This window comes from Glaciecola sp. 2405UD65-10, from assembly GCF_048820975.1.
Lineage (GTDB): Bacteria > Pseudomonadota > Gammaproteobacteria > Enterobacterales > Alteromonadaceae > Glaciecola.
On record NZ_JBMEUF010000001.1, the window covers coordinates 2,233,794 to 2,246,298 of the forward strand.

Sequence of the window (12,505 nt, forward strand, 5' to 3'; positions counted from 1 at the left end):
GTATGAACATAGGGCTCATTCTCCCTAACTACCAGCCCATTACAATATCAACAGCTGACCATACGAGTAATTACATTCAAAAGCACAAAAGCCTGTACAAAAATAATACAGCTTGCGTCACCCAATTACAACTTTCTAACATCTATCCGTTTTTAGTTTCTGCCTTTAGGAGACTTTTTAACTGCTTTAGCATTTGCCAAACAAGTAAAGCAGCTAGAATAACAGCGCCTAACTGATGCACAATGCTTAGCATATCTGAGTGCTCGCCATGAACTAAATCTAAACTAAAGGAGAATTGATCAAATAAAGCATCTACCACAAACCCTGATAAGAGTGCTGAGCCAATTAGCGCCACCAAGTAGATACCTAATTCACGAGCACCTAGTTCATTTTTAATGATCATTAGGGTAGCAATGTTGGTTGCAGGGCCCGTTAACATAAATACGAGCGCTGCACCGGGTGATACGCCTGCCATTATTAGCCCCACGGCAATTGGTGTTGATGCGGTTGCACAAATGTACATAGGAATAGAAATTACCACCATTAACAGCATGGCAACGGGCCCTGTTCCATAGCTTGCCATCCAGTCGGCGGGTACATAGGTAAGGACTAATGCCGCAAAAAATAGCCCAATAAGTAGCCATTTCATAAAATCTACTAATAACTGACCAAAGCCGTATGCAAAGACGTTTTTTAAGCCACTTATAAAGCTTGGTTTGTTTGCCTCTGGATTTCCAGCGCTACAGCTACTCGATGCATGGCAACAACTGCTCTTGCTGGCCTGGTTACTTTCGTGCTTATGGATGTCATTTGCTTCTGGCTGCCCCCACAAAGCAATACTCAAACCAGTTACCACGGCCGAGAAAATTGCAGCAATTGGACGGGCTATAGTCATAGGGAGCCCCATTAAAGCATATGTAATCCCAATAGAATCCAGCCCCGTTTCAGGCGTAGACACCAAAAAGCTTGCTGTACTTGCCTTGCTGGCGCCGTTTCTTCGTATTCCCATGGCTACGGGTATAACTGAGCACGAACATAAGGGTAAAGGGGCGCCTATAATTGCAGCGGTAAACACTGAATTATTTGACCCCAAGGTATTTTCGATCCATTTGTTGGGCAACCATTGATGAATTAGGCCTGCAATAAACATCCCTAACAATAAATATGGCGCTGATTCAATGAACAGCAAAACAAAATTATTAGCCAGTTGCATGCTCAGGCTCCTTTGTGTTTTGAGTGTTTTCTAGTTGGCTGATAATGGAACAAAATTGAGCGCTTTCAGTCCCCCCGCAGCATTTATCGTTAAGCTGTTTGAGCACCTGTTTTAATTCACTTAGGCGTTTTATTTGCTGATGTACTTCATCCACTTTCTTTTGGGTAATTGCTTTTGCTTCTGCGCAAGTGTGTTGGTCTTTTGCATCTTTAATATTTATAAGCGCCGCAGTATCCTCTAAGCTGAAGCCGCTTTCTTTGCAGCGCTTGATGAAATGCGCGGTAGCTAAATCATCACTATTGTATATTCGATAGTTGTTTTCAATACTTTTTTGCGGCACCAATAAACCAAGCTTTTCGTAGTATCTGAGCGTATGTGCAGATAAATTCGTCGCTTTCGCTAGTTGACTAATTTTCATATGTTAAAGCCCTCATGTTGGAACATTAAAGTGTATACCAACAGTATACACCTTAGAGTCAACTCTAAGGTCAACGGTAATTTAATAAAAACTTTGTTGCAGCGTTCGAATCAAGGGGTTCTGAAAAAAAAGAACCTTGTCCCAGTAAGCAATCAAAATCATTTAATATCTTTTGCTGCTGATTAGTTTCAATTCCTTCTGCTACTATATGAACATTTAAACTATGCGCTAAAGAGATAATGGCGCTGACAATTTCAATGGCATTTTGGTTATCTAATGTGTTGTCAGTAAGAGCGCTTACGAACATACGATCTATTTTTAAGAACTGTACCGGTAGTTGACCAAGGTACGCTAATGATGAATAGCCAGTCCCAAAATCATCTATAGCAAAATCAATACTGCAGGTATGTAATTCATTGAGTACTCTTTTAACCTCGGTAGTGTTTTCCATTAGCGCCGATTCAGTTATTTCTAATTTTAAATATTTTCCATCAATATGATGTGAGGCCAAGGCTTCCTTAACAATATCTACGAGACCAACATCACTAAGTTGCTTAGCTGATAAATTTACAGCCATACTAATTTTATGTGTTATGTTTGCGTCGTTTTGCCATATTTTTAATTGCTTTAATGCTTTGTTTAACACCCATTCACCAATTTGCAAAATAAACCCCGACTCTTCCGCTAATGAAATAAATCGTTCGGGTGAAATAAGACCTTTGCTAGGATGCTGCCAGCGCGCTAAGGCCTCAAAGCCTTCAACTCTTCTTGTTTTTAGATTGACAATGGGTTGATACACAACAAAAAACTCTTCATTTTCTAGGCCTTTGAGCATGTCTGTTTCTAGCTCAATGGTTTCAAGCATATCTTCTCGCATGTTTTCATCAAATAATTGACATAATCCACGGCCTGTTTCTTTAGCTTTGTACATCGCAATATCAGCATCACGTAATACTTCTTCGGTAAGCGTATATCGATAGTCGCAAATAACTATGCCAATACTCATCATAAAAGGCACAGTAGCGTTTTCTACGCTAAGAGGTGACTCAAAAGCACTAATGACTTTATTACCAAACAGCAACATTTTTGCCTCGGTAATATCCCCCTCTACCACTACGATAAACTCATCGCCGCCTAAACGAACAGCTTGGCAGCACTCATGCAACAGTATTTGTAAACGTTGTGCAGCCTCTATAAGCACCTTGTCGCCGAAAGAATGACCTCTGGAATCGTTTATATACTTAAATTTATCTCCATCTAAAAACATTAGTGCAAATGTGAATGCTGAATTGTTTTGGCATTTTTGTAGTAAGTCTTGAAGATGTTTAATTAACCATTGACGATTAGGTAAATTGGTTAGGGGATCGTGAAAAGCCATATGAAACATTTTAGCCTCTGCGATTCTTCGCTCCTCCACTTCTATCGATAATTCAGCGGTACGTTTTTCAACGCGCTGTTCTAATTCAACATTCAATTGTTGAGCTACTTTACTGGCTTTGGCTAATTCACTGTTTACCTTATTCAAGACTTCTGTTTTTTCATTAACCATTTGAGTCAAAATATCACGTCGTCTTTTTGACTTATCTGATTGCCATTTAATGCAACTCAAAACAAACAGAATAAAAAGAAAACGTGCCCACCACGTTTCCCACCAAGGTTTGTTGATTATGAGTGAGATACTTCTATCTTGATTATTCCAAACACCATCATTGTTCGAACCTTTTACTAAGAATGTATATTCACCTGAATCTAAGTTGGTATAGCGGGCGCGGCGTCTGCTGCTGTCTACTGTTGTGTAAGTGTCTTCTAAGCCATCTAAGCGGTATTGATACGAGTTGTTTTCAGGAGAAATGAAATTAAGCGCTGCAAATTCAAATGTAATATCCCGTTGGCCATAATCTAATCGAATTTCTTTAGACACACCAATCGACTTTTCTAAAATAGAATCCTCACCAATGGATACTGGTTGCTGAAACAGCTCAACTGATGTGATAACTACATCAGGCACTTGTTCATTTCGCCTTGTGTTACTTGGGTTAAATACTGAAATTCCACCAGCGCTACCAAAATACAAATCGCCGTTTTTGGCGCTCAAATGCGAAAAACGATTAAATTGCATGCCAGCAATCCCGTCACCAAGATCAAACACTTTGAACGACTCAGTGTGGGGGGTAAATCGATTTAATCCGGCTCGTGTACCAATCCAAATATCGCCGTTAGAGTCTTGCTCAAGCGACACTACAAAATTGTCACTTAAACCGTCTTTTTTCGTGTATTGCTTGGTAAATTTTGTTTCTGGCTCAAAATACGTTAAGCCTTGCGAGGTCGCTAACCACAAATGTCCGTTTGTGTCGGTTAACACATCATAGATGGTGCCATACGTATCATCACTTAAATAATACGTAAATTCTCTTTTAGCCACATCTAGCTTTTCTAAGCCATTAACTCCCGCAAGCCAATATGTACCATCTGAAGAAGCTTCAAAATCATTTATTGCTGAATTTTGAATGCCGGTTGAGCTGTCTATATCTGAACTAAAGTAAGACTCAAAAATACCTGTGAGAGGATCATAAATTTGCAAGCCTAGCGTCCACACACTTAGTAATAACCTGCCATCTGGTAGCACTTCTATTCGAAAAATATTGTTGTTGGCTAGACCAGTCTTCCCGCTATTGTCTTTATTTTTGGTAATACGTGTGAATTTATCTGTTCGAGTGTTGAGGAGATTAAGCCCGCCAGCCCAGGTGCCTACCCATATTTGACCTAATTTATCTTCGGCCATTGATATAACCGAGTCACTGCTGATACTGTGAGGATTATCTGGATCATGCCTGTAGTGTTTAAATACCCCCGTTTGAGGGTTATATCTGTCGAGACCACCGCCGTCTGTGGCAATAAAAATATCACCCGAGGAATGTTCATGTATGTCTAAGACATTGTTTAGGGACAAGCCATTTTCATCACCATCCGATTGTACAATTTTATTGAATCTGTCTAACGTTTTTGACATACGCCTAACGCCAAAAGTATTCAGTGGGATCCACAATGACTGCTGATTATCTTCAAAAATATTATAAATTGTAGCGGGAGGGAACTTATCATTCTGGTTTCGTGAAGAGGCAAAGTGGCTAAATTGGTGGGTGAACAAATTATATCTATAGAGCCCACTTTTTCCCGTGCCAAACCAGATGGCACCATCGCTATCTTGGAAAACACTCCAAATATCGTCATTTACTAAACGTATATTTTCGTAAGGGGACGGGTATGAATAATTGGCGCTAAATTGCTTAATTGAATCTGAGTTTGGATCATAAAGCAGTATACCTTGGTTAGTAGCTGCCCATAAATTACCTTGATTATCAATTAGCGCTTGGCGAATCGTTTCATTGCCTAGCTCAAAATTGGGAGGAAGCGATAGTTGTTCAAGGTGTAAATTTTGCGTATTAAGCTTAAATAAGCCATTACCTGAAGCTATCCATAAACACGGGTTGTTTTTGTCGGCAATAATACTGCGAACATCAAATCGCGCGGTTTCTTCTAAATGTATTTCATGGACAATATCACCTTTGACTGGGTCAATTGCTTGAATTCCGACTTTGTCTCCCCCGAACCATATTAGGCCCTTCGGGCCCTCTGCCAAAGTTCGAATAATGCTCCCTTTGGTAACGTCATACACCGTAAATGTTTCAGTTTCTTCGTGATACAAGCTGATGTTTTTGTTGCCCGCAAACCACAAATTACCATTGTTATCTTCAATAATATCGAAGACAAAATTACTGCCTAAGCTGCGTGGATTAGCTGGGTCATGGTTAAAATGTTGAAACTTATAACCATCGTATTTTCGAATGCCGTTGTCAGTACCTATCCATATGAAGCCTCGTTTATCTTGAACGGAAACATAAACTTCATCGCCAATACTCTCAGACTCTAAGTATATATTGTGGATACTATATGACAGTTCATCAGCCTGAGAGGGTTGCTCTGAAAAGGCTGCCCTTGTTACTACTAAGACAAACAATATCAGTAATATTGCTATTTTATTTTTTATCATTCAAGAGCCGAGCTTACTACTATAAACCATACTTTCGCATAGTATGAGGGCTCACTGCAATAGTACTTTTTTTGTACTAATAAGGATTTTTAGTTAAACACTCAGGATTATAAAAGTAAGCACCCACATAACAAATTGAATCACACCGAAAGCGTTCTCGCCTTTCAGTGTGTTCTTACTAGTTATACTTCGTAGTCATCACCCGCGGGGGTTGCAAATGTTTTCTCTTCAGGAAAGCTTAAACGAACATCTTGTCCTGTAGGAGCTTGCGCATCTTTGCTAATTATCATTTCTACGTGCACATTATCTTGCTTTAACAAAATAGCAGCAGGCGCATCGCTGTGACCTAAAAACCCTACGAACTGTTGGCTTTTCTCTAAGCCACAATGGCTTCCGTCAGCAAAAAAGGCCATGATGTGACGAAAATAAACAACATATTGTTTAACGTCTTTATGCGAACCATTTTGTAATGGAAAGTGCTTATCAAGTACATCAGATGCATTCTGCTGGTCCATATTTACAGCAAACATGACCTGCTCAGCTGCAAACGATTGAGTTTGAATATTGCGGCGATTAATTTCTGCGATTGGCATGTTCATAATGTATTCTCCAATGTATCTTGTATTTAGTTACTTGCTACTCTTAAAAACTTTTATTAAAGCTTTCATAATTTTCTTTTCGCAATTAGGTTTGCTACTTCGATGGTTAAAGCATAACGCAAAAAATTATAGAATTTCACAAAGAAAATTACACATAGTAAATTTTACAAATTGTGAAAAATTTGTGATAGGTGTAAATGTTTTGAATTACACCTTGGCGACAACAAACATTGAGATTAAAACCAAATGAAATCTATATATATTTCATACTATTAGCGCTTGTTTTAAAAATAAAAGAAGCGTAAAAGTAAAACGGGTTCTGCGAATGATATTTGTGAAATAAGGCGTAAAGGTGATATTAGCTGTGTGAAATTTTGCCTGAGTTTTTGTGTAATAGAAAAAATCAGCATATTTTTTGATGACATTTCCAGTGTAATTAACACATAAAAAGCCCCCAGTTAGCGCAAAAGTGCAGCTGTCACACGGGGTAATAAATAGCTTTAATTTTCCTTATACTCCATATTCGCATGAAGCTACTTCTACAAGTTTTGTATACATTTTAGAAATCTGTTCATGAGTGTCTAAGTTTTCGATAAAGTGCACCGACAGGGTGTTTTGCCATTGCTTCAGAAGCTCGGGGTCTTCTTTAAGTGCGATTGCAAAATCAAAATACGACTGCCATGTACTTTGTCTAAGTTCATCTGGAACCACTGCACTAATGTGACCGTGATCTCGAGTTACTATGGGCAAATCGTTTATGATGGCCGTTTGCGAACTTGTACCTCCACCTTGACGAAGAGGGTTGAGATAAACGTCGGCCATTTTACTAACTCTTGGCAAGTCTCCTTGAAACCCCAATTGAATTAGTCGGCCCGATTCTATTAGTTTTTCTGAAAAATAATCTTTTAATACTAGATCTTGTGTGCCGGCAAAGGCAATGACACTATCTGGTGCATGGTCTAAAATTCTCTCACAAATGATAATAAACTCAGAGCACAACTCCTTTTTCAAACGTGTACCTACAACTAAGTACACAAATTTGTCTTCTGCAATTGAATACTCTTGTTTATTAACAACTCCTTCTTCTTTACCTGCAGGTGTGACTAGCATCGATTCCAATAAAAAATTTTGTTTATGCCCAAAGTTTTCTGTAATTTTTTGATGTTCGGTTGTGAACAAGTGCTTAGGTACAAAATAGGCGTCTGAGTGCGCAAAAGGTACAACACCACCGGTAGTTGCAAACAATGAGGGGAACAGTCCGTATATAGCTTCTTGTATTAGCGAGTTTTCACCATGGGAAATAACGGCGTCTATGCCAAATTGCTCTAGGGTGTTAAGAATCGTTGCTATTTTGCCTGTAGTAAGAGGACCAGGATCAAAGCTAATAATGCGCACATCTTTTTGCTTAAACTGCATATAGTCCACTTTTTTTATCTGACCACCTTTTAGCTCTTTATTAGCGTGAGACGTGAGCGGTTCTAATAAACCTAGCTCGTTGGTGTAAGTTAAACTATTGGTGTTAAAAACATAAGTTGTACAACCAAAACTGTGGTCTAGGTTAAGTGAAATATTAAATGCTTCTCGAGTGGGTGCATGCCCCATGCTCAGTATTTGCGGTGCGATAATAGCAATATTTTTCACGCTACTTACCTGCTTTTTACGCCTTACACCCAATGCATCTAGGCTTGCATTACAACGACTACTGGTTCTTGCATGGTGTTTTCTAAGTTGCTCGGTGACTTTATTAGAAAGCTTATGGCCGGTAAAAGAGCGGTTTATAATGCTCCAAAACAGCTCGTTATGTATATTGGGCGGTAAAGTATTGCCGACAAATTCAAATAACAACTCTAAAAACTTAGATTCATTTAATAAATCAAATAACAAAAAATATAAGGGTACTGGATTGTCGTGGGGTAAAGTTGTGTTTAGCAGAGCCTCCGACAAAGCTTTCTTTTCAGCGCTAGAAGCCTTATGTGTTATCTCTTTGAACAGGCCAATGTATTGTTTGTCTGCTTCTTGGATTACAGTATTACTGAACAAACCATTGATAATTTGCAAAGATTTATTGATCATTTCTGAGGACATGTAAGCACTCTTGGTAATTTAACATTGCTAATCTTTTTAAGACTAAGCAAATTACACACCAATACGGTTTATGTACTTGAATATGTATAAAAGAAGCTAAAGGCGTTCGTAAACCCTATCGTTGTTTACAAACACCTTAAAATAAGTGTTTGCGGAAAGAACGAGGTAGATAGTAGACGGTCTATTTTAAGAAGGCCAATAACAGGCATTTTTTGCCTTTTAAATGTAGGTGAACATTCTGACATGGCTGACTTAAGCTCAGTTATGAGCTTTTAAATATGGCGATATCTGTGGCTTTGTCGTATTTCTTTGACTAAATAAATCAACAAAATAATAAACGGAAAAAAACCTAGTGCCAGAGGCAAAAGTGACGCATTAAACCAATCAGGGAATAAACCTGCCTGCCCGAAGAAGAATGAACCACTTGCTATGAAAAATGAAAAACACATACGCCATAAATGCCGAATCGTCCGTTGAGTGTTAGTGAGCGTTTTACCGATAAGCACTCGCAAATCACCAATAAAGGCTAGAGAACCCGCAACCACAAATAACATAAACGCTTGGGGTGGTGAATCATCAATAGTGCCAGTAGGGCTATTACTCGCTAGATAGATGAAAAATACGCCAAGCAAAGTAATCGTAAGTGCAACAACTATTCCTAATTTTTCACCAATGCCAGCACGAAAGTTACGACGTTGAGCTGCCGAAACACCGCTGGTTAAAAGATATAATGCCAAAACTCCCGCTACAAAGTTGGTTCTTTGCCCCATCTCTAAAAAAGGTGCAACACAAGCTCCAATTGAGTAGCAAATAAACATTGCTATATAAAATATTTTACCTGCCTTACGATGAAGGGCTTTTCCTTTTGGTGCCAGACTCGCTGCAGTGCCTGCGAGCATACCTATAAAACCCCCGCTAATATGCGCATACAACAGCAAAGCAGCACCCCAATGGAATATTAGGTTAACGTCTTTGTCTAGTTGAATCGTCTCAGCCAAAGCTTGGTTAATTTGAAGTAAAAAAAGGCAGAGTACCCCGGCAGGAATTATGACTATGTTTTTATAATGCAATATTTGAAATCTCGGTTGTTTAATTTTTAAATGAGCTACTTAGAGCGAGGTCATGAAATTAAAACAAGTATTGCATTAAAAAATATAGAAATGTACTTACTGATTTGCTGAAATTGTAACAGAGTTTATATCACCGGCTTTTTATGCCGAAATAGTGAGCCTAGCGGGTTCCACTTGCAGTTGTATTTAGCTCGTTAAAATACCGACCCGCCGCGATTAATTCAAACGTATAACGTCCTTAAGCTATAACTTTTGAAAGTTAATAAAAACTTCTATGTCCGCTAACCTACCCATGTCTGCACAAAATTATCAAACTACATTAAGTGATACCAATATATGCTCAACGCCAAATTCTTATTTGAAATTAAGGCACATATTGGGAGGTCACCGCCTTCGCGGTGATGACGTGTATGATATTATCGCCTGACAATTAAGCTACCTTTGGTGCAGACGCTGTACCCTGTTTGGGTTTAATGGCCGATACAGTTGACTCTTTTGAATAATCTATCCAATCAAGTAAAATCATTTCACCGCTAGCATCTTCAACAAGTACTGAGCAGTTTTCAATCCAGTCACCATCATTAATGTAATGCATGCCGTCTACATAGTCAGATTCTGGATGGTGAATGTGCCCACAAATAACGCCGTCTAGCTGTAGTACTTTTGCGCGTTTGCATGTCGCTTTTTTGTAGCGAGCTATAGCGGCATTGGCGCCATTTATACGCTTTTTAATATAACCAGCCAATGACCAATATTGGCCATTACGCAGTTGCTTAAAGTAGTTGTACCAACGGTTTGCAAATAAAAGTAAGTCGTAGCCTTTATCCCCAATCCAGGCATGAAATTTACCTAAGGTTACGTCACCATCACATTGGTCACCATGCATCACCAAGTACTGTTTATGCTGCGCAGTTACATGCACACACTGGCGCGTAATTTCAATATTACCAAACTGCATACCCGAATATTTTTGCAAAGGCGCATCATGGTTCCCAGGTAAAAATATGACTTGAGTGTTTGTGTGGCTAATTTTCATCAGCTTGTGCATCACTTCATTATGGCTTTCAGGCCACATAAACTGGCGGCTCATTGACCACATATCTACTATATCGCCCACCAAGTAGAGTTTGTCGCAGGTCATATTGTTTAGAAAATGGAGGAGGAAATCGGCTTTGCAGTCTTTGTTTCCTAAATGAGTGTCTGAAATAAATACGCTGCGAAAATGCGGTTTTGAAATCATAATCTGCCCAAGTTCTGTGGTGTTAGATAACAGCTTTACTTGGGCTCACACAATGGAGTGATTACATGACAATCACTTTACGATTTAGTGAATCTACAATGACAATGATATGACGATTTTATGTACAAGTTTTAGCAGCGAACGGCAATGACTCTAAATCATTGAAGAGGTAAAATAACTACCTAAGCCCAAGGTGAATACCCACGCACCCCAAAAGCTGTGCTCTAGCGCAACCAAAATAGTGGAGCGTGACTGTGCGTATGTTTTGCTAAATACATATCCAGCTGCCATAGATAAAATGACCGCCACCCAATTTGCGTAAAATAGATGAGCGAAACCAAAGGCAACACTACTTAGCAATACTCTATGCTTTTTGCGTGGAATAATGTGCTTGTAGCGATGAAACAAAAAAGTACGAAAGATGAGCTCTTGCGGCAATGCTGAAAAAAGCGGGTACACAATTAACAATAATAGCCATGTTTCCAGTTCAAACTTGGGCAAGTAGAAAAGTTGCTCTGGATCAAGCCAATAAAAGACACCCGTAGTAAACACCATTAGCGCAAAAAATTGAAATACTACCGGCTTAATTAACTTCTTAAACCCTTTTTTATTCCATAAACGAAATCGTTTAAATTTATGGTCTTTTAACAATACCCACATGCAAGCCGCGCTGCCAAACACCATAAGGGGCAGTAACACAAAGTGCATGTATTCACGCACAAAGTAAAACCCGCAAGGTAGTAAAAAAAACAACAAAAACAACTCGGTCCAGCGCTCTCTATTTGCCACTAAAACAGGTTTACTTTCAAGCTCAGATGTTTGTTGAATTAAATGCATGGTGTAATTAGGCTAAATAACATAAAAAGAAGGACTAACTATGTTATCTGCCATAAGTCTTAAAACTCTACTTTCAATTTACAACACGTTTAAGATAACGTTAATTCAACCGATACTGGGCAATGATCAGATCCCAAAATATCAGTGTAAATATGCGCGTCACTTACCATAGGCGCCATTTCCTTAGATGCCAAGAAGTAGTCAATCCGCCAGCCTACGTTTCTTTGACGAGCGCCTGCACGGTAACTCCACCAGCTATATGTTGCTTGATCAGGATAGTGCATTCTAAAAGTATCAATAAAACCTGCCTTGCTTAAGTTATCAATACCATCAATTTCTTGCTGCATGTAGCCAGCACTTTTGTTGTAATTTGGTTTTGGGCGCGCTAAGTCAATATCTTTATGTGCTACGTTTAAGTCTCCACATACCAGTACTGGCTTTTTTTCTTCAAGTTTTTGAACATGAGCTAAAAATGCCGCATCCCACTCTTGCCTGTAGGAAAGTCTCTTTAATTCACTGCCTGAGTTGGGCGTATACACGGTGACTAAAATAAATTGCTCAAACTCAGCCGCAATAACACGTCCTTCTTGATCATGCTCTTCAATGCCTAATCCATATTGCACCGATATAGGTTGTTGCTTACTTAAAATGGCAGTGCCTGAATAGCCCTTTTTAACCGCAGAATGAGACACCAAATGAAAGCCTTCAATATTGCCTATGGCCTCTGCCACTTGATCGCATTGTGCTTTGGTTTCTTGAAAACACATTATATCTGCAGCCATGGTTTCAAATGAGTGCGCAAATTCTTTCTTTAATACGGCACGAATGCCGTTCACGTTCCAAGATACTACTCGCATCTACAGTCCTTCTAATCTTTTCTAATAATATTGGTAATTGTAGCAATTTAAGGAGAACAAAGAAGTACTCTTATTCGATTAATTTGTTAATCGGAAAACGTGTATCGCTTAGGAGCGCGAAGCGATTACAGACTT

The 12,505-nt window shown here is 39.1% G+C and carries 9 protein-coding genes; all 9 read right to left on the reverse strand.

What is annotated here, in order from left to right:
- Positions 1–142 precede the first annotated feature (142 nt).
- A complete protein-coding gene (locus ACOI22_RS09965; RefSeq protein WP_420671876.1) occupies positions 143–1,213 on the reverse strand; it encodes an SO_0444 family Cu/Zn efflux transporter in 1,071 nt (356 codons plus the stop codon).
- Entirely contained in the window at positions 1,200–1,631 is a 432-nt protein-coding gene (locus ACOI22_RS09970; protein WP_420671877.1) for a MerR family transcriptional regulator, read from the reverse strand. Before ACOI22_RS09970 ends, ACOI22_RS09965 begins: the two co-directional genes overlap by 14 nt.
- A 70-nt stretch (positions 1,632–1,701) precedes the next feature.
- The gene (locus ACOI22_RS09975) at positions 1,702–5,682 is read right to left on the reverse strand and encodes an EAL domain-containing protein (RefSeq protein WP_420671878.1); all 3,981 of its coding nucleotides are present in this window, start codon (positions 5,680–5,682) and stop codon (positions 1,702–1,704) included.
- 182 nt (positions 5,683–5,864) lie between these two features.
- The gene (locus ACOI22_RS09980) at positions 5,865–6,281 is read right to left on the reverse strand and encodes a malate synthase (protein ID WP_420671879.1); all 417 of its coding nucleotides are present in this window, start codon (positions 6,279–6,281) and stop codon (positions 5,865–5,867) included.
- Between the two features lie 510 nt (positions 6,282–6,791).
- Positions 6,792–8,366, reverse strand: coding sequence for a hypothetical protein (locus ACOI22_RS09985; RefSeq protein WP_420671880.1), 1,575 nt, complete (start codon positions 8,364–8,366; stop codon positions 6,792–6,794).
- Between the two features lie 272 nt (positions 8,367–8,638).
- Positions 8,639–9,436 (reverse strand): hypothetical protein, encoded by a 798-nt coding sequence (locus ACOI22_RS09990; RefSeq protein WP_420671881.1) that lies wholly within the window; start codon positions 9,434–9,436, stop codon positions 8,639–8,641.
- 430 nt (positions 9,437–9,866) lie between these two features.
- The gene (locus ACOI22_RS09995; protein ID WP_420672354.1) at positions 9,867–10,673 is read right to left on the reverse strand and encodes a UDP-2,3-diacylglucosamine diphosphatase; all 807 of its coding nucleotides are present in this window, start codon (positions 10,671–10,673) and stop codon (positions 9,867–9,869) included.
- A 156-nt stretch (positions 10,674–10,829) separates the two neighbouring features.
- Positions 10,830–11,513, reverse strand: coding sequence for a CPBP family intramembrane glutamic endopeptidase (locus tag ACOI22_RS10000; RefSeq protein ID WP_420671882.1), 684 nt, complete (start codon positions 11,511–11,513; stop codon positions 10,830–10,832).
- An 89-nt stretch (positions 11,514–11,602) separates the two neighbouring features.
- The gene (locus ACOI22_RS10005) at positions 11,603–12,370 is read right to left on the reverse strand and encodes an exodeoxyribonuclease III (protein WP_420671883.1); all 768 of its coding nucleotides are present in this window, start codon (positions 12,368–12,370) and stop codon (positions 11,603–11,605) included.
- Positions 12,371–12,505: the final 135 nt, after the last annotated feature.

What these genes read in the sequence shown, in the direction of transcription:
- ACOI22_RS09980 (WP_420671879.1), bottom strand. Translation starts at nt 6,281, where the DNA reads ATGAACATGCCAATCGCAGAAATTAATCGCCGCAATATTCAAACTCAA.
- ACOI22_RS09965 (WP_420671876.1), bottom strand. Translation starts at nt 1,213, where the DNA reads ATGCAACTGGCTAATAATTTTGTTTTGCTGTTCATTGAATCAGCGCCA.
- ACOI22_RS09975 (WP_420671878.1), bottom strand. Translation starts at nt 5,682, where the DNA reads ATGATAAAAAATAAAATAGCAATATTACTGATATTGTTTGTCTTAGTA.
- ACOI22_RS09970 (WP_420671877.1), bottom strand. Translation starts at nt 1,631, where the DNA reads ATGAAAATTAGTCAACTAGCGAAAGCGACGAATTTATCTGCACATACG.
- ACOI22_RS10000 (WP_420671882.1), bottom strand. Translation starts at nt 11,513, where the DNA reads ATGCATTTAATTCAACAAACATCTGAGCTTGAAAGTAAACCTGTTTTA.
- ACOI22_RS10005 (WP_420671883.1), bottom strand. Translation starts at nt 12,370, where the DNA reads ATGCGAGTAGTATCTTGGAACGTGAACGGCATTCGTGCCGTATTAAAG.
- ACOI22_RS09985 (WP_420671880.1), bottom strand. Translation starts at nt 8,366, where the DNA reads ATGTCCTCAGAAATGATCAATAAATCTTTGCAAATTATCAATGGTTTG.